At 43.0% G+C, this 18,044-nt stretch carries 16 protein-coding genes; 3 read left to right on the forward strand and 13 right to left on the reverse strand.

The annotated features are described in order from the left end of the window. The 9 genes from L3V23_RS08265 to L3V23_RS08305 form a co-directional block, all read right to left on the reverse strand. Window positions 1-2,505, reverse strand: a complete 2,505-nt coding sequence (locus L3V23_RS08265; protein WP_102965236.1) for an EAL domain-containing protein — start codon at window positions 2,503-2,505, stop codon at window positions 1-3. 248 nt (window positions 2,506-2,753) lie between these two features. After that, window positions 2,754-4,010: a BatD family protein gene (locus L3V23_RS08270; protein WP_237292194.1), complete on the reverse strand. Its 1,257-nt coding sequence runs from the start codon at window positions 4,008-4,010 to the stop codon at window positions 2,754-2,756. After that, entirely contained in the window at window positions 4,003-5,712 is a 1,710-nt protein-coding gene (locus L3V23_RS08275) for a VWA domain-containing protein (RefSeq protein WP_237292195.1), read from the reverse strand. The genes L3V23_RS08270 and L3V23_RS08275 overlap by 8 nt, the downstream gene beginning before the upstream one ends. Continuing rightward, window positions 5,705-6,700 (reverse strand): VWA domain-containing protein, encoded by a 996-nt coding sequence (locus L3V23_RS08280; protein ID WP_237292196.1) that lies wholly within the window; start codon window positions 6,698-6,700, stop codon window positions 5,705-5,707. Before L3V23_RS08280 ends, L3V23_RS08275 begins: the two co-directional genes overlap by 8 nt. Continuing rightward, the gene (locus L3V23_RS08285) at window positions 6,693-7,220 is read right to left on the reverse strand and encodes a DUF4381 domain-containing protein (RefSeq protein ID WP_102965233.1); all 528 of its coding nucleotides are present in this window, start codon (window positions 7,218-7,220) and stop codon (window positions 6,693-6,695) included. Before L3V23_RS08285 ends, L3V23_RS08280 begins: the two co-directional genes overlap by 8 nt. Beyond that, complete coding sequence (locus L3V23_RS08290) at window positions 7,217-8,167, reverse strand: DUF58 domain-containing protein (protein WP_237292197.1); 951 nt, start codon at window positions 8,165-8,167, stop codon at window positions 7,217-7,219. Before L3V23_RS08290 ends, L3V23_RS08285 begins: the two co-directional genes overlap by 4 nt. A 5-nt stretch (window positions 8,168-8,172) precedes the next feature. Further along, entirely contained in the window at window positions 8,173-9,156 is a 984-nt protein-coding gene (locus tag L3V23_RS08295; RefSeq protein ID WP_181461007.1) for a MoxR family ATPase, read from the reverse strand. Window positions 9,157-9,222: 66 nt separating this feature from the next. Beyond that, window positions 9,223-10,521: an anaerobic sulfatase maturase gene (locus L3V23_RS08300; protein WP_237292198.1), complete on the reverse strand. Its 1,299-nt coding sequence runs from the start codon at window positions 10,519-10,521 to the stop codon at window positions 9,223-9,225. Window positions 10,522-10,587: 66 nt separating this feature from the next. Continuing rightward, the gene (locus L3V23_RS08305; protein ID WP_102965230.1) at window positions 10,588-12,105 is read right to left on the reverse strand and encodes an arylsulfatase; all 1,518 of its coding nucleotides are present in this window, start codon (window positions 12,103-12,105) and stop codon (window positions 10,588-10,590) included. A gap of 142 nt (window positions 12,106-12,247) precedes the next feature. On the opposite strand from L3V23_RS08305, the gene L3V23_RS08310 reads away from it, so the two are divergent. Then, entirely contained in the window at window positions 12,248-13,090 is an 843-nt protein-coding gene (locus L3V23_RS08310) for a LysR family transcriptional regulator (RefSeq protein ID WP_237292199.1), read from the forward strand. 3 nt (window positions 13,091-13,093) lie between these two features. Here the strand turns inward: L3V23_RS08310 and L3V23_RS08315 are convergent, their stop codons facing one another. Further along, a complete protein-coding gene (locus tag L3V23_RS08315; RefSeq protein ID WP_042485849.1) occupies window positions 13,094-14,056 on the reverse strand; it encodes a diguanylate cyclase in 963 nt (320 codons plus the stop codon). A gap of 140 nt (window positions 14,057-14,196) precedes the next feature. On the opposite strand from L3V23_RS08315, the gene L3V23_RS08320 reads away from it, so the two are divergent. After that, entirely contained in the window at window positions 14,197-14,634 is a 438-nt protein-coding gene (locus L3V23_RS08320; protein WP_042485846.1) for a DUF3069 domain-containing protein, read from the forward strand. Between the two features lie 86 nt (window positions 14,635-14,720). On the opposite strand, the gene L3V23_RS08325 is transcribed toward L3V23_RS08320, so the two are convergent. The 3 genes from L3V23_RS08325 to L3V23_RS08335 all read right to left on the reverse strand — a co-directional run bounded on the left by L3V23_RS08325 (window position 14,721) and on the right by L3V23_RS08335 (window position 17,032). Beyond that, entirely contained in the window at window positions 14,721-15,764 is a 1,044-nt protein-coding gene (locus L3V23_RS08325; RefSeq protein ID WP_102965229.1) for an AbrB family transcriptional regulator, read from the reverse strand. Window positions 15,765-15,843: 79 nt separating this feature from the next. Next, window positions 15,844-16,539 carry an aspartate/glutamate racemase family protein gene (locus tag L3V23_RS08330; protein WP_042485840.1) on the reverse strand — a complete coding sequence of 232 codons (696 nt, stop codon included), beginning with the start codon at window positions 16,537-16,539 and terminating at the stop codon, window positions 15,844-15,846. A gap of 25 nt (window positions 16,540-16,564) precedes the next feature. Next, complete coding sequence (locus L3V23_RS08335; protein ID WP_102965228.1) at window positions 16,565-17,032, reverse strand: HAD family hydrolase; 468 nt, start codon at window positions 17,030-17,032, stop codon at window positions 16,565-16,567. Window positions 17,033-17,339: 307 nt separating this feature from the next. Here L3V23_RS08335 and L3V23_RS08340 point away from each other — a divergent pair, with 307 nt between their 5' ends. Next, on the forward strand, window positions 17,340-18,014 hold the full coding sequence (locus L3V23_RS08340) for an SDR family oxidoreductase (RefSeq protein WP_102965227.1): 675 nt from the start codon (window positions 17,340-17,342) through the stop codon (window positions 18,012-18,014). Window positions 18,015-18,044: the final 30 nt, after the last annotated feature.

Genomic DNA, 18,044 nt, shown 5'->3' on the forward strand with positions numbered 1-18,044 from the left:
TTAATAGTTCCAGCATTCATAAGGTGCAGGCTTACCAAAGAAATACCCCTGCCCAAATTGGCAATCTAAACGGTTTAATAGCTTAGCTTGAGTTTCTGTCTCTATACCTTCCGCAACCACATAGGTATCAATCGTCTTTGAGATATTCAAAATCATTGCCGTTAATGATGAATCAAAATTATCTTCAGTTAAGGTACTGATAAAAGCACGGTCAATTTTCAAACAGTCAAAATCCAGTTCTTGCAAATAGGATAAAGAGCTGTACCCGGTGCCAAAGTCGTCAATTGAAACATGAATTCCCATTGCGATAATTGCTTCTAGGTTACGATTAAAAATACCTTTGTTTTCCGCAAGCCCAGACTCCGTGATCTCCAAAGACAGATTATTGGGATTCACTTGAGTGCTATTCATGATGTCTTGCAAGCTTGTCAAAAACGAAGAGCGAGAAAGCTGTAATACTGAAATATTGACATGCATTTTGAAATCGTCAGTCCATTTACCTTCAGCAATCCCATTCGTTATATCTGAACAAGCCTGAAGTAGGATCAACTCTCCCAATTGGTCAATAAAACCACTTTCTTCAGCTATAGGAATAAACCTATCCGGCGGCACCATGCCAAGCTTAGGTGAAATCCAGCGCGCAAGAGCCTCTGCACCAACGACTTCGCCAGTTTTCAACTCTACAATAGGTTGGTAAAACGGAGTGAATTCATGATTATCTATTCCATGCTTAATATCAGCACACATCTGAGTTTTGTGCTCAATTTTCTCCAGCATTTCACGACTAAAATGGGAAATTCTACCTTGGCCTTTTTGACCGTCGGACAGTGCAACACTTGCATTTCTCAGACACTGTTCAATTCCTGAATAATCTTGGATATCAGTGACAACACCAACTGAAATTCTAAAAGCGACCTCGACCCCATCAATAATTAAACGTTCTGTTAAAAACTGCTTAATGCTTTTGGCATACGTTTTTGATTGCCTGAAATCCAGTTCTCTTGGAGACAGTAGAGCAAATTTACCTCCATCAATTCTGGCAATCAGGCTGTCTTCTTCAGAAAATTTTGTTAAACGATTTGCCACTTCTTTTAATACTAAATCGCCTTTTTCATAACCGAGGGAGTCATTGATATTTTTGAACGTACTAATACTGAATACTAGTAGAGTTCCTTTTTTGTCTTTGATTTTCTGATAGCTATCAATTAGCCCTGCCTTGCTATATAGCTTTGTTAAATCATCATGAAAGGCCTGATTTTTTAACTTATCTATTGTTCTCTCAATTTTTAACGACATTCTGTTAAAACTGTTTACTAACGTCTGGATTTCCTTGATTTCGCCATCATTTTTGATTTTTCCAATTTTGTGCCCTGAAGCCAGCATGTCAGCAGCTTCAATGGTTAATTCAATCGGGTATATAATTTTGTTTATGTGGTAAGCAACGATCCATAAACCGATAGTGCAGATACTTAAACCTATCAACCAACTTAAGATTCGATTTTCAACCGAAACTTCTAACAATGAGCTTTGCGAAACTGAAACACCGATATACCAACGAAAGTCTTCTGTTCCTTCTGCGGCATAAGGGGTAATGCTGTTGTAAAACCCTTCGTCACCAACATGTGTTTTGTATTTAACTACTTTGTCAAAAGTATGATTTTTAAAATCTGAAATATGTTGCAAACTTTTAATAATAACGGGGTCTAAAGTAATACCACCTCTTGAATAATTCACATTACTTATATTGTCTGAACCACTATTTGAAATCAGCTCACCGTTATCATTGAAAATATAAACCGTCGCATCATATTCACTTTTCAATTTGAGCATGAAGTTTATTAACTGTTCGATATTAATATCTAATGAAACAACGCCATCTATATCACCTGATTTATTATTAATAGGGATAGACGCAGAAATAGTCGAATTCGTTTTATTGTAGACATCAATACTTGTATATAGCGTAGACCAGATTGGATTTTTAGCTTCTAGTACAGAGAGATACCAAGGCCTATTTCTTGGGTCATAGTTGTTCACTGTCATCAATGCATCGCTAGAAACAGAATCTCCAGAATAGAAAGTTAAACGACCTTTGGTTCGGCTATCTTTTAGTATCAATTGGTTATCGCCATTTTCACCTTTTCTAAAGCCCACATAGTCTGCTGAACTTGAACCAAACCCAACCACTTCAACTTGTGGAAGAAGGTGATAAACATCTGTCACTGTGGAGTGGAGATAGTCTTGGACATTAGAAATGTCATGACCTTTATTATATTCATTGGAAGCGATTACATTGCCAATCACCATTCCAAAATGCATCGTTTCTTTAAGGAAGTTATCCAGTTTCGTCTTTATGTTGTTAGTGATAGATAATATTTTCTTCTCACCCAACATTCGACTTTGTTGTTCAAACTTATATATCTGAATCGAGGTTATCCCGATAAACGTTATAAAAAACACGACAATAAACGGAATAAGTATTGCTGACTTTAAGCTTCTTTTCATACAACTTTCTTAACGCATGAAAACATTGTTCATTTTTCACACAAATAAAATATAAGAGACTGATTAGAATTAATAATTACATATTAATCTAGATTCTTATCCATGAATGTAAAAAAATCTAAATTTAGAAAAATGAAGAATTAACCTACATACCATCTCTCTAATATTTATTTCTTATTAATTTTATATATGAAAAATATATACTTCTATCATACCTATTACAGGACGTTAATCTCTTAGAAAATTGTCTATTTCTTAATGCAATCCAACTCCGGCAACGCTTTCGGTATCATTCTTTTGCGTTTCACTTTGCGTTTTATGTTCAGCCATAACTTCGACATAACAACACGGTTAACGCCACCAGCCTGAACTTGCAAAGACTTGGTTTGTAAGTGTTCTGGCATTGTATTGGCAATCTCTAAACTGCCAGACGTCTTGCGTACTTTTCTGTATAGCAAAGTGCGCGCAAGCGGCCACTGTCCTTTAAACACAGATAAGTAATACTTCACCCATGCAGGAGATGGATGCGTACGGTAATAACGGCGGGCAGCAAGCATAAGCATTACCAACGTAACCAGAACCAAAGCAGTAACAAGGATCATATAACGATAGGCTTTTAACCATGAGGCTAACGTGTGCTTAACATGCACCTTGTATCCTTCTATCGTGATTTTCTCCAAGCTTTGCTTTTTCGAATTCCACCACCAAATTTCATAGCTCGGCCAAGTAATGTCCCCACCTTGCTGCAAAACATAAGTGAGACTGTCTTTACGTTTTGATAAGTAACCATCACGGCTTTGAGTATCCGTTAGTTCAGGTGGATTCAGGTACCCCTGCCATGCGTCATTGACTGAGTTAGTCATTAAATTCGGCAATAAAACTGATAGCGAATCTTGCGCCTGAACTTCAATTACGCGAGTGATAGCGTCGCCAACTTTAGGTTCATCTGAAGAAACTTGCCAATCTTGTTTGACCTTAACATCACTGGCGGCAAACCAACTTTGCGTCCCGCCAAGTTCAGCATTCGGAAGTTCCACTCTGAATTGCTGAGGCGTTGTCTCTAAAATAACTTTTTGCTTGTCGCCGTTTGAACCGGCAACTTGTACCTCTAGAGAGACCGGAGGAACAATAAAGTCGCCACTTTTCTGCGGATACAGAACCACTTCCCACAACTGACGAGACCATGTTTGTCCTTTGTCGCGCTGCGTAGAGTTCACAGCAAAAGGGTTGCGACGTTTGGCCAATACATCGGGTATTTCTAACGATGAAATTTTTGTGCCTGCGGTATACCAAGTGTTAGTAGACACTTCGATATTGAGGATGATTTGTTGAGTAGGTGCAAACACTTGCAGTTCATCTGTCGGTTTGCGACCAAGCCAGGTTTTCACTGTCACTTGTGTAGGCTGCGACTCGTCAGCGAATGTCACTCCGCTCAAAATCAGCAACAACACTAATGTCATCGCACGCATAAATTCTGAAATGCGTTGCTGAGTCCACTTAATCATTTCCCGTACCCTCCGCTCTGTTCACTTCAGAACCTGCTTGGTTGTACTGAATCTGAAACTTGGACTGTAAAAAGCGGCTTGGATCGGCTTCTACACGTTTCAACCATACTTCCGCAAGCTTTGGGTCACCTAAGATATCGTCTGCACTGAGCTGCTGCTTTTTCATATTCTCTTCAGACGTGTTTTCATCTGCGCCTTCAGCAGTTTGAGGTTGGCCATCAGGCAGTTCAATGGAAACTTCCTGATCCATATCCATGCTGTTAGCCTGAGATTCACTCATGATGTTGATTTCATCAATAATTGCACTGATAGCTTTAAGGTTGTGAGCGATATTCTGTTGCAAAACACTATCGAGATCGGGCAACTCGTTCAATTGCCTTAACAGAGCACGAGCCGCTACATATTCACGCTGTCTGGCTAGTGCACTAGCCGCGTAATAAAGCCCTTGTGGGGTGTTATCTTGCATAAAGGCAGAATGCGCCAGTTTGAATTCACCCGCGTAGTAGTAAGCAATGCCTTTGTTCAGAGGCTTTTGATAGTGAGCAGCCGCTTGCTTGTAATCACCACGATTAAACAATCGCTGGGCTTGTTGATCAGGCGTTAGCCATAAATCCATCCACCACTGTTCGGTTTTGTCCCATAACGTCGTTTGCTCTGTGGTAACTGTCGATTCTGTTTTGCTCGATACCATACCAGCAGCGTTCGCAGCATTTGGCATAAGTGAGGGCATACTCACTACCAACACCAAGCTCCACTTCACCAGCCAGCCTTTACGGAACCACAGCAACATCAGCAATACTAGTGGATATAACAGGCGATAACCTTCATCTTGCCAAGGCATCGATGAATCACTGTTAATCAGCATAAATCGTTCTATTTGGCTATTAAGCTGCGTTACATCTGTTTCATCAATGCTCATTTCAATCAACTTACCATTGCTCTTTGCTGCCAGTTTGCGCAAAGATGCCAAATCCATTGGTGAATCAACGGTAACATCTGAGTTACCTATTGCGAGAATGAGTAGCTGATAAGGCTGAGTTTCAAAATAGCGTTCAAATTCGTTGACCGCATTGGCATCAACGCCATCCGTCACTAATAGGATTGAGTTGCCTTTGTTGGCTTCAATCTGCTGTGATAACAAAGGTAACGCTGTTTGAGGAGCCTTCCCCGCAAGTGGCATGATGTCTGGGTTTAACGCCGACAAATATGGAAATATCACCTGATTATCTTTGGTAAGCGGCATCGCCACATGAGAGCTGCCCGCATACACCATCAGTCCTGTCTTACCACCAGCACGTAGCTCGGTTAAATCAGTGATCTTGTGTTTTGCTCGCTCCAACCTGCTCGGTGCGACATCTTTCTGCTGCATACTTTCGCTATTATCAAGCAGAATCATCAACGACGCGGAATCTTCACCAAATGGAGAAGCTTGTCTTTGCCATGCAGGGCCAGCACAGATCACAACAGACAGGACAAGCAACAGCATAAGCATTTTGAGCGGCAGTTGATTTGTCCATCCTGAACGTTGCACGGTTAACGCATTGCGCAGATGAGGTGGGAAAAAAGCAAAGCGATTTTCGTCAGAGCTCACTTTCCAGCGCAAATAGAAAATCACTGCCAATGGTATCAAAGCCAGTAACCACCAAGGGCGTAAAAAATGAAACTGCAAAAGATATTGCCATTCAAGCTGCCAATCACTCATTTGGCACCTCTCGAATACGTTTGATGGTGAGTGCGCCAAACACCAACAGATGCATAACGACTAAAGCAATAATCAAATAATGATGAAGACTGATTTTAGGCCGGTAGGTTGCCGTGCTATAAGTTTGCGGTTCCAGTTCATCAATCAGCTTATAGGCATCAATTAGTGCTTGTTGATCAATCGCAGTAAACGAGCGTGCTTTGGTCAGAGCGGATACCCGTTCTATCACGTCCATATCCAGCGGTTGCTCACCGACAGTTTCAGGGTCACCCATTGCAATCATGTAGATTTTAATGCCTTTAGCAGCAGCGATTTTGGCTGCATCAATAGGTTCAACGAAGCTGCCTGTATCATTGCCGTCAGTCAGTACAATCATTACTTTTTGCTGTTCTGGATCGCGATTCTGCTCAAACACTTTAATACCAAGCCCCATTGCATCACCAAGGTTAGTGCTCTGTCCTGCCATGGCGACATCGGATTCGTTGAGTAAACTCAGCCACACGGATCGGTCTGCGGTAAATGGCGTTTGTACAAATGCGGAATCTCCAAACAAAATCAAACCAAAACGGTCACCTTCTCGGTTAGCCACAAACTCTTTCAATACCTGTTTTGCCGCTTGCAAACGCGTTAAGCTTTTTCCATCTGTTGTAAAATCTTGTTCTGCCATCGAACCGGACAAGTCGACCACCACCATGACATCACGGCCAAACTCTTCTCTGGTTTGAACTTCTCCCAAAATACTTGGATGCGCCAAAGCCGTCACAATCAATAACCATGAAATAAACAGCGTGGCTTTTTGCCACCACTGGGAAGTAAGCAAACCTGCGGCTTCTCTCGGTGATTCGTTTAATGCTTCAAGGATCTGAGAAAAGAAAGGCACTTTAATTGCGCTTTCACGGCTGTGATAAGCCGGCACCAGCCAGTACACCAGCAAAGGAAGTGGCAACAATAAAAAATACCAAGGGTGCGCAAATTCAATACTACTCATGCTCACCTTCCGGTTTCACTTGATGCGTTTTGAGCCAAACAACTAAGCCACTGCGCAAACGGTCAAAATTCGGCTTTTCCAACTTGGAATTTTCGACACAAGCCAACCATTGAAGACATATATCATCATGTTGAAAAACCGTTTGTGTTCCAGCAGAACTGTGTTTTTCAGACGAGCTATCTGTAGATAAGTAATCCATTTGAGCCAGTAGTTTCACCCCATACAAAGCCGCGTTTCCTTTGTCCAGATACACAATTACAGCTTTCACTATCTTAACCATTTGATAGGGCCAATTGGCGTCATCAGGAGTGAGAGACAAAAGTGCATCTATCGCTTCTTGACGATAACGGTTGTGCCACCAGTGCTTTGCGTAGCGATAGATGCGATAAGCAGCGTACAACGCAATCAAGGTAAAGACGATTTTCCAGCCTATCGTCTGAGGAAACCAACTGAATACTTCCGGCAACTCAACATCGCGAATGTTTCTTAGCATGTAGCTGTCTGGCGGTTTAGGGATCACTTCATCACCTCCAGAAATTTGGCGAGCTCAACAAAGTGATCACCATGAGTACCAATTTCTATACAAGGCAGTTTTTGAGCAGCCATCAGCTTTTTCAGTTGTGCACGTTTTTCTTCATGACGTTGTTGCAAGGTTTCGTAAGCCTTTTCGCTCTGTTTTCCTTGCTCCAAAGCAAACTGATATTCGCCATCTCCGATAACCCAAGGTGAACCCGAGTTATGTGTAGGCATAGACGATTCTAGAGGATCAGAGACAAAGACACTGATTACATCGTTGTGTTGATGCAAATATTGCAGTTGGCGAAGCGTCTGGTCATCGGCATCGGTAAAGTCGCTGATGATGATGAAAGTGGCTGATTTTAATTTTTTCGCCTGTAGCGCTTTGAGCCAGTGGCTCATACCGACAGTGGCAGAGTTTTGCACGTCGACATTAAGCTTATGGTTAGCTTCCACCAGTTCATTCAGACCGAGTAGATACGATTTACCACCTCGTTTTGCTGAACGCCAATGAAATCGTTGATGGTCACAAATGAGAAAACCCACACGGTCATTCTGTGCTAACGCCATCCAACCCATCAGTGCTGCAATTTCAGCTGCCACCACAGACTTCATATGACTTACCGAACCAAAGTACATAGCGCTGCGTTGATCAACACAGAGGATAATTTGCCGATCTTTTTCTTCGGTATAACTACGGACGTGCGGTTTTCCCGTTCGTTGGGTCACTTTCCAGTCCATCTGACGAATATCATCACCTTTTTGGTAGTGACGTAACTCTTCAAAATTCAGACCTCGACCGCGAGCATGGGACTGATAGCGCCCTGACATTTGTGCGCGAGAGTAACGAGCACCTAATAAATTAATGCTGGATACGTGGCTTTGCGTACGATTGAGCTGTTTGATGTCAACGTAAATCCGTGGGTCTAAGCGATCTTGCTTATCATCCATATCAATTACCCAATATTGACGACGTCCAGTAGTTCCATGACCAAATCTTGCTGACTGATACCATCGGCGAGTGCTTCATAAGACAAGCTCAATCTATGTCCCATTACCATCGGTGCCACGGCTCGTACGTCGTCAACAATCACATGGTCACGACCTTCTAACCAAGCGAGTGCTCGTGAACACTTGTCTAAAGCAATCGAAGCACGAGGGCTTGCACCAATGGCAAGCCAGTTAGACAACTTCGACTCTGGATACTGCTCCGGCTCACGTGTCGCCATCACCAAATTGACGATATAGGTTTCCACCAGCTCGGACAGCTCAATTTTTGTAATTTCTTTTCGAGCCTGAGTAATACAAGCAGGATCAATAGAGACTCGTTCAATGCCTGAAGAAAACCACTCCCCCGTCTCTTCTTGACGTACTAAACGGATAATATCGCGTTCAGCACTATGGGTTGGGTAATCGACACACACCTTGAGTAGGAAACGGTCCATCTGAGCTTCAGGCAGAGGATACGTACCTTCTTGCTCTATTGGGTTTTGAGTAGCCAGAACCATGAACAACTCAGGTAAGGAGTGAGTCTCACCTGCAACCGTAATAGTGCCTTCTGCCATTGCTTCAAGCAGTGCCGCCTGAACTTTGGCAGGGGCTCGGTTAATTTCATCCGCCAGAACAATCTGGTTAAACACTGGCCCCGGTTGGAAATGCAGTGACGATTTACCTTCTGATTCCTGCAGCACCTCAGTGCCTGTTACGTCAGAGGGCAACAAATCGGGTGTGAACTGGATTCGGCCAAATGAAATAGACAGGGCATTCGCCAGCGCTTTAACGGAACGAGTTTTCGCCGTTCCCGGTAAACCTTCCAACAGAACGTGCCCGCTACTCAATAGGCCAAGCAAAATTCCTTTGACGACCGATTTCTGACCAACAACTTGTGAATCTAAATAGTTTAATAATTTCACCACATCAGAGTGGGCTTGATTAGTCATATCGTCAGTTGCTGCCATTGTTGTTCCCTACTAAGTCGTTTCGTCCAAGCCAATATGTTGTTCAATCTATTTGTTATTTTGCCCAAGTAAGACAGAAATGCCCGTTAAGATCGGTAATGAGTAGTCAAAGAAGGCCTTAATACCCGGGCAAAGATAGTTCAGCCCTTCTTCGCCGTCAGGAGTTTTTAACAGGCGGTTTTTCGGACATTCACCCCAACACAACTTGAGGTATGGACACTCTTTACAATATTGGGGTAAAGAGTCACGTTTTGCGGTACCAAAGGCTTGTTGTCGAACAGAGAAAGCCATCTCATTCAACGGGCGTTCTTTAACATTGGCGAGTTTGTATTCTGGGTAAACATAGTGGTCACAGCTAAACACATCACCATTGTGTTCAATAGCCAGCCCCTTACCACAGAATTCTGCGGTAATACATAACTGGGAAGGTTTACCCATCACTTGAGCAACAGCCGTTTCAAACAGGTTAACCAACACTCGACCAAGATCGTTGTTCACCCACTCTTCAAACGTCGCAATCAGGAACTGCCCCCAGTCGTCAGCATCTACAGACCAATCCGTTACCACCGACATAGGGTGTCCCGGCTTAGCCAGTTCACTGCCTACCGCTGGAATCATGCTCTCATTCCAGAATTGTGGCGCCGTGGTTTTGAAATCGCTTGGTTCAACAACGGGATTGTACTGAATGTAGGTAACTCCGAGTTCTTGAGTTAAAAAGCGATACACTTCAAGCGGATATTTGACGTTGTGATTGTTCACGGTAACCAACGCATTGAAACGCACACCATGCTGTTTCATTTTCTCGACGGCATTCATCACCAAATGAAAGGTTGGTTTACCGCTGCGTGTGACGCGATATTTATTGTGGATCTCTTCTGGGCCATCGATTGAAAGACCAACAAGGAAGTTGTTCTGCGCAAGAAACTCACACCATTCATCATTCAGCAAGATGCCGTTAGTTTGCAGGTCGTTTTCAATACGAACACCTTGCGGTTGATACTTCTTTTGCAAAGATACGATTTGGCGAAAATAGTCCAGACCAAGTAAAGTCGGCTCCCCACCCTGCCAAGAAAAGACAACTTCTTCGCCATCTTGACTCTCAATATAGCTCTTCACAAAGGCTTCTAAGGTTTCATCATCCATTTTGGGTTGTTTTGGCTGATGAAGCAGATCTTCTTTATGCAAGTAAAAGCAATATTGGCAGTCAATGTTACATTTCGCGCCACCCGGTTTTGCCATCACGTGAAAACGACGTTGGTATTGAGGTTTGTCACTTAAATCTTTATACGCTGACTTTAACGCCACCACATCCAGCATTGTTGAAGCGCGCATTGAGGTTTTTGTCATTTATACGTCCTTATTTCAAAATAGGGCGCTCCTTAGAGCGCCACCATTAAATTACAACCAATTGGCTTATTTTGGAACGAAAGAACCCGCTTCCATACGTGGTGGGAACTCTTTAAACGTTTCCATCATCTCTGCCACTTTAGCCACAGCAGGAGCCATAAAGTATGAACGCTCGTACTGCCATTGGCCGTAACCAATACCTGTATCACCACGTTCAAATGGGTCGATACTTAAATCATACATCATTGGAACACGCAGTTTAGTCAGCGGTTTCTGCCAGATTGCCAGACCAGTTTCGTTCTCTTGGATATTGAAGTGGAACTTCATCTTGCCTTGACGCAAAGCAAATAAGTCACCGTCATCACTCCAGTAGAAGAACTCATTACGTGCTGACTCTTCAGATTTACCAGTCCAGTAAGAAAGTTGGTTATAGCCATCTAGGTGAACCTTGTATGACTTGCCGTCCGCTTTCTTACCTTTTAGAAGCTCGTCTTTCACTTTGTCGTTACCAGCCGCAGCAACTAATGTAGGGAAGAAATCTTCTAGGGAAGTAATACCATTTAGAGTCTGACCTGCTTCAATGTGGCCAGGCCATTTAATCATCATTGGAACACGGAAGCCGCCTTCCCAACCCGTATTTTTCTCACTACGGAATGGGCTCATACCTGCTTCTGGCCATAGGTTGATCATAGGGCCGTTATCAGTGGTATACACGATGATAGTGTTGTCTTCGATGCCTAGATCTTTAACTTTCTGCAGAATTTGACCAATTTGGTCATCATGCTGTTTCACACCATCAGCATAGAAGCCATGGCCAGTAGCACCTTTGTACTCATCTGGAAGGTGAGTAAAGTTGTGCATACGAGTGGTGTTAAACCATGTAAAGAACGGTTTCTTCGCTTTTACCTGTTTCTCCATAAAGCCTTCAGCAGCTTCAAGGAACTCACCATCCACGTTTTCCATTCGCTTACGGGTCAAAGCACCAGTATCTTCAATCTTACCGTCAGCATATGAGTGAATCACACCACGAGGACCGAACTTCTTCTTAAACTCAGGATCTTGTGGGTAGTCCACATTTTCTGGTTCTTCTTCTGCGTTCAAGTGGTAAAGGTTACCAAAGAACTCATCAAAGCCGTGGTTAGTTGGCAAGTGTTCATCTCGGTCACCTAAGTGGTTTTTACCGAATTGACCGGTTGCATAACCCATGTCTCTCAAGATAGTAGCAATCGTTGGATCTTTCTCAGAAATACCTTCTTTTGCCCCAGGCAAACCTACTTTACTTAAGCCTGTACGTTTTGGCATTTGACCTGTAATGAAAGCACTACGGCCAGCAGTAGAACTTTGCTGAGCATAGAAGTTAGTGAACTTCGCACCATCTTTTGCAATGCTGTCGATGTTCGGAGTTGTGTAGCCCAACATACCTTGGTTGTAAGTACTTAAGTTCCAGTAACCAACATCGTCACCAAAGATAACTAAAATGTTTGGCTTTTCTGCCGCGTAGGCGGTTGCGGAAGCAGCTCCGATAGCAAGTGTACATGCATTTAGCAGCAACTTGCTTGAGCGCTTTTTAGCACCTGTACTCATAAAGACTCCATTTGACGGTTAGTGAATTAGAAATGTCTATTCAAACATGCACATATCAAAGGTAGACTAAACCTAATTTAAACGAGAAACAATCCACCTTTTGTTTTATAATGCATAAATCAAATTTATGCATGGTTGGATTATGGACCTCAATTTAGTACGTACATTTTTGGTTGTTGCTGAAAACCTCTCGTATACAAAAGCAGCTGAACAGATGAACCTCACCCAACCTGCTGTCAGTTCTGCAATAAAGCGGTTAGAAAAAGAATACGGACAAACTTTGTTCGTTAAAAATGGACGAGGAATAGAATTAACGACAAAAGGTTATCAACTGATACCGTTTTTCCGTCAGGCTTTAGACATTATCGAAAATGCGATGCACATGCGAGAACACTTTAGTGTCTACTGTAATGAAGCGATACTTCACTGCCTTTGGCCAATGGAGAACATTACTTTTACTGAATCTCCACAAGATAAAAATGTCTTGTTTGAACACATGCGTCAGCAAAAAGCCGATCTAATCATCGACACTATTTTGATGAAAGACAGTTCATTCGTGATAGAAGAAGTACATCGGGAACCTCTTGTGGTGGTTTGCCGAAAAAATCATCCACGAATAAGAGGTTCTATAACCAAGCAGGAGTACTATCAGGAGCTTCACGTCCTTAATTCCGCTATGTGGGAAAATCTGCGCGGATTTGAACAAATTACTCAAGAGCCCATTGAAGAAAGAAAAACCAATATCATTAGTGGGTCTATCGCAGGGCTTGTCCTTCATGCTTCACAAAGCGACGCACTGGCATTTGTGAATCAGTCTTTTGCACAAAAGTGGGCGGACAAATTGGATCTGCAAGTTTTAGAGTGCCCAATAAAAACAGACCTAGCTCCTTATCACTTGGTCTATCACAAAAGAGAGCTGAAGAACCCAGCCCACAAAGCTTTGCGAGAAAATATCAAACAAAAACTAGCAAACTATAAGTCCTAGCTCTCAGTTATAGTCAATTTGCTTGATCACATAACGATCTCGGCCTTGTATTTTGGCTTGATACAAGGCTTTATCTACCACTTCATAGATATTTGATAACGTTTCTCTTCCCGTTGGAGTAACGGAAGCTACCCCTTGGGAAACCGTGACAAAATTGGAAATAGTGCTAAAGGCATGTGGGTAACACAGTTCATGAATTGCCATTTGAATTCGTTCCGCAGCAGTCTCACACTCTTCGTTATGAGAAAGCATGACCACAAACTCTTCACCACCATAACGACCAACATATTCACCGCTGCGACAAAACAGTCTATTGGCAACTTGCGCTATAGTGTACAAGCAACGATCGCCTTCTATATGACCATAGTTGTCGTTATACGGCTTAAATTGGTCGACATCAAACAGGATGACCGTAAAAGCCCCACCATGGCGACCATGCCAAGAGATCATCTCTTTGAGCTTCTCATCCATAAAACGACGGTTAAACACCTGAGTCAAACCATCTTCATTGGCTTGATGCTGCAACACTCTGTTGAGCTCTTCTAACTTCGCACTGGTGCGTTTCAGTTCCCTTCTCATATTGGCAATGCGCTGCATAGCAAGAAGTTTTGAGTTAAGAACCAGCTTATCAACGGGCTTAGTCAGGTAATCATCGCCACCAGCCTCTATCGCTTGCGCGATGATAGCGGGTTCATCATGCCCACTGAGAAAAATAATTGGAATCCAGTCATTAGGATAACTTGAGCGTATTGCCTGTGACAGTTGAAAACCATCCATGTCAGGCATTGATATATCTAACAGCACAAGCTCGGGATCAAACTGCGGGTAAAGCAATAAAGCTTCGCGTCCACTGGAAACAGCTTCGACATTATGACCAAGTTGTTTTAAGCGAATCGCAAGCTGCATTCTGTCTAGTTGAACATCATCAACCAACAAAATCCGCATCGAGGAACCGGAAGCTACCATGCTAATCTCGTTCTATTACAATCATATAGTTACGTATAGCATAACTTTCATAGCCTTTCACCGCTTAATAATGAAAAGCTTATGTTGACATTTCACCCAAAATTTCTAGCATTACAGTTTTTCTTACCGAGAATTTTTTCATGTCTGAGACAACTCAAAACGAAGTAACGACAGTGGACTTAGAAGCCATCTCTCCAGAGTTACGCCAAGTAATCGAATTCGACCAAGTACCAGAAGAGATGTACCAAATGGTGACATCTATCCACGAAGTTTCTGAAGAAGCGGTTCGTGAAGCTTGGGATGAACTTCCAGCGAGTGCGCAAAACATTTTGGATAATTTTGAGCAGTTTCATGCACTTATTTCTGTTAGCCAAGCATTTGCAGGTATCAATGTGATGGAAGAGTTTCCAAGCATTCAACTACCAAAAGATATGACAGAAGAAGACAAAGAACAGTACCGCGCTCAGTTACTTGACAAAGTTCTTTACGATTGTGTGAAAGACATGGCGAAACAGCTTAAGAAAGCTCGTCGTGACCCAATCCTGAAGCGTGACTTTAAAGACGTATTCGCTAAATAATTTAGCGTCATACAGGCAAAAGCCCGCTAGCAATAGCGGGCTTTTTTACAACTGAGCTTTTAAGTCCCACAATAATGTTCAAAACACTACTGCTGTTCTCTCAACTGCTCCAATCGTTTTTTCAACACAACAGGCAAGGTGTAAAGCAGTAACAGTCGAATCGCATGATTCACCATGACGAACGCAGGTTCCAATCCAAGCAGCAGAGCAACGGCCGTCATTGCTTCCACACTTCCCGGCACCCAGGCCAACAGCACAACGACCCAGCTTAAGCCTAATAGATGAGATGCAACATAAGACGTCACGGCTGCAACAAACAGACCAATGGCAGTGACAAACACACCCGCCTTTGAATAGGACATCGCCTCACGCAAAGTGGTTTCAGCTAAACGAGCGCCAATCAATGAGCCGAGCAGACCAGTGGCAAAGATGACAATGAACGACGGCACAGATAAATCTATCGTCGTGATATAACTGTTACAGAAAGCAGCAATCACTAGCGATGCAATCATATACGGTGCTGGTATACCGAATCGTAGCGAGAGCTTACCGCAAACCATACTCACGGCAATGACGCCCATAAGTAACGCCCACTGTTGCCAACCAATCATCGTATGCTCAATCGCTACGTCAGCTGTAGTGTTTGAAATAAAGCCCGCTAAAACAATCAGTATGATCAAACGAACCGAGTGAGAATACACCACTCTTGGCGACGGTTTATTTCCCGATTCACTAATGACCAAAATGGCAGCCATGGCTCCGGGGACAGCGCCAAGTAAGGATTCAAACGGATTCCATTTTTCTTTGTGATGAAGCCACCAATAGCTACAGCTTGTTTGCAATATTAGGCAAATCACTAAACCAAGAATCACCGCTGGATTCAAGGTATGGGAAAGTTCGCCTAATGAGATCGTCGCGCCAACACTGATACCTAATATCACTTGGATAAACATCAGAAGCGAATTGGGAATGACGATTTGCACATCAAAGCGCTTTCTTAAAACAATAATTGCCGCTGCTGACATAAAAAGCTCAGCGAGAGGTATAGAAGACACCAGCCCAATCGACGCCGACATCAATGCAATGACGACCATGATAGGCAGACTATACCTAGAAGAACCTTCAAACATAGCTTTGTATTTACATCCTCTTTTCGCAAACCACTCCAAGATGCACATTGTACTGGCGGCTTCTTAGATGGGGGATTCTTTAGTTGGAAAGCGCTAGCTTTACGGCTTCTTCAGCGTGTATTTTTGTCGTGTCGTAAAGCTTTACTTGTGTGTGTTGTTGTTCAACCAACAGGGCGATTTCCGTACAGCCCAGAATCACCGCTTCGGCACCTGCTCGGCGTAAATTATCAATAATGGTAATGTAGTGTTCTCTGGATTCGGAAAGGATCTGTCCCTGACACAACTCATCATAAATCACTCGGTGTACGACTTCACGCTCTTCATGCTCAGGCACGATCACCTCAATACCAAATTTTTCGCTGATCCTACGTTTGTAGAAATCCTGTTCCATAGTAAAAGCGGTACCAAGCAATCCTACTTTTGAAATGCCATCTTCAATGAGCTTGTTTGCCGTTGCGTCAGCAATATGAAGAACAGGAATATCGATTTGCTCTTCAATTTGCGGGAGAACCTTGTGCATAGTATTGGTGCAGATCAGCAAAAAATCTGCTCCACCCGCCTGTATGGATTTAGCCGCGTCACCTAAAATAACACCCGCTTGATCCCAATCGCCAACTCGTTGTAATTGCTCAATTTCATCGAAATTCACACTGTAAAGCGCTATCTTCGCAGAGTGCAACCCCCCCAACGCCTGCTTGACACCTTCATTAATCGCTTTGTAGTAGCTCACCGTAGATTCCCACGACATTCCACCCAACATTCCAATGGTTTTCACTGTGTGCTCCTTTTATTGTTACGGCTTAAATATGAGTTAACTCGGTTAACGAGGTAATCGTTTTATAGGATGAGTGCTTGACGCCCGAATGACTGAGCCAAACTGCATTCAAGCCCGCTTTAACTGCTGTTGCAACATCATTGACTTCGTTATCACCAACCATAGTGATGCTCTCTGGAGGTACACCTAGCTTGTTGGCAATTCTTATATAGAAGTTAGGGTCTTGTTTGTTTAAACCTATATTTTCAAAGCAAAAATAACCTGTGATGAATGTTGCTAACCCTACCCGTTGGAAAGCGGCTTTTATATCCTGTTCACGAGAATCCGCTGCGTTTGTTGCAACGTAGATTTCATGTTTGCGAGAAAGTATCTCCAGTGTTTCTAATGCGCCATCAACCGCTTTTACGATCGGCCAATCACACATTTTTCCTGGTACGTCGACATAATCGACCATCAGCGTATCACCCCAATCGAAAAGATAAATCGAAGACATTTCATTTCCTTATGTTGTTGCTAAACAAACCTGTACTGATTACTCAAGTATGGATTTGCCTTCAATCAAGTAGCGAGAAGTGAAGAGACAAGATAGCCCGTAGAGTTAATCATTCATCAAATCATTGAGTTGAGAACTCAACCATCGTATTCCTTACTAAACAGGACTTCAACCATATACATTTCCGCGCAGTACCCTTAATTTCACACCATAATCACTTTGTTACGGTACGTATCTCTCTTTACGAAGAAGCTGGATACTGACACTATCTATACATCACTCACCTTGTCTATAAAAGCGAATAGCTATGAATATCCTAATCACCGGAGCGACTAGCGGCATCGGCTATGAACTCACAAAATTACTGGCTTCGAAAGGCCATAAGATTGTTGCGACTGGCAGAAACACCGACAAACTTGCCGAGTTACAAGCGGAGACTCAATGCTTAACCATTGAGGCAGATTTAAGTTGTGCCACTCAAACGGTCGAGATGTTTAACAAAGCCTATCATCAGCTAGGTAAACTGGATGTGTTAATCAACAACGCTGGCATGAACTCGAGAAAATGTGCCATTGAAGAGTTCACTCTGGAAGAATTTGATCACCAGTATGCAGTAAATCTGCGTGCTCCTGCTCTGTTGAGCCGAGAAGCGTTGGCCGTAATGAAACCGTTGAAGAAGGGATTCATTATTAATGTCGTTAGCACAGTGGCAAAACGCGCCAACGAAACCATGAGCGTCTATACAGCGATGAAACAAGGCTTTGCTGGTTTCAGCTCAATACTCATGAAGGAAGCTCAGCCTCACGGCATTAAAGTAACAACGCTATTTCCGGGCGGCACGGACACTAACTTCCGCGAAGTAGAACGTCCTCAATATATGAGTGCTAAGAGTGTTGCCTACACCATTAACCAGATCTTAGAACTTCCAGAAGATGTGGTGATGCATGAGATGGTCTTCCGTCCACCAGTCGAACTCGAATAACCTTCAAAGACAGAATTCGGGGCACACAGA

Source organism: Vibrio sp. A1-b2 (assembly GCF_021726015.1).
GTDB lineage: Bacteria > Pseudomonadota > Gammaproteobacteria > Enterobacterales > Vibrionaceae > Vibrio > Vibrio diazotrophicus.

Excerpts from the sequence above, each read along its gene's own strand:
- L3V23_RS08265 (WP_102965236.1), bottom strand. The coding sequence starts at position 2,505 with ATGAAAAGAAGCTTAAAGTCAGCAATACTTATTCCGTTTATTGTCGTG.
- L3V23_RS08270 (WP_237292194.1), bottom strand. The coding sequence starts at position 4,010 with ATGATTAAGTGGACTCAGCAACGCATTTCAGAATTTATGCGTGCGATG.
- L3V23_RS08275 (WP_237292195.1), bottom strand. The coding sequence starts at position 5,712 with ATGAGTGATTGGCAGCTTGAATGGCAATATCTTTTGCAGTTTCATTTT.
- L3V23_RS08280 (WP_237292196.1), bottom strand. The coding sequence starts at position 6,700 with ATGAGTAGTATTGAATTTGCGCACCCTTGGTATTTTTTATTGTTGCCA.
- L3V23_RS08290 (WP_237292197.1), bottom strand. The coding sequence starts at position 8,167 with ATGGATGATAAGCAAGATCGCTTAGACCCACGGATTTACGTTGACATC.
- L3V23_RS08295 (WP_181461007.1), bottom strand. The coding sequence starts at position 9,156 with ATGACTAATCAAGCCCACTCTGATGTGGTGAAATTATTAAACTATTTA.
- L3V23_RS08300 (WP_237292198.1), bottom strand. The coding sequence starts at position 10,521 with ATGACAAAAACCTCAATGCGCGCTTCAACAATGCTGGATGTGGTGGCG.
- L3V23_RS08305 (WP_102965230.1), bottom strand. The coding sequence starts at position 12,105 with ATGAGTACAGGTGCTAAAAAGCGCTCAAGCAAGTTGCTGCTAAATGCA.
- L3V23_RS08310 (WP_237292199.1), top strand. The coding sequence starts at position 12,248 with ATGGACCTCAATTTAGTACGTACATTTTTGGTTGTTGCTGAAAACCTC.
- L3V23_RS08315 (WP_042485849.1), bottom strand. The coding sequence starts at position 14,056 with ATGGTAGCTTCCGGTTCCTCGATGCGGATTTTGTTGGTTGATGATGTT.
- L3V23_RS08320 (WP_042485846.1), top strand. The coding sequence starts at position 14,197 with ATGTCTGAGACAACTCAAAACGAAGTAACGACAGTGGACTTAGAAGCC.
- L3V23_RS08325 (WP_102965229.1), bottom strand. The coding sequence starts at position 15,764 with ATGTTTGAAGGTTCTTCTAGGTATAGTCTGCCTATCATGGTCGTCATT.
- L3V23_RS08335 (WP_102965228.1), bottom strand. The coding sequence starts at position 17,032 with ATGTCTTCGATTTATCTTTTCGATTGGGGTGATACGCTGATGGTCGAT.
- L3V23_RS08340 (WP_102965227.1), top strand. The coding sequence starts at position 17,340 with ATGAATATCCTAATCACCGGAGCGACTAGCGGCATCGGCTATGAACTC.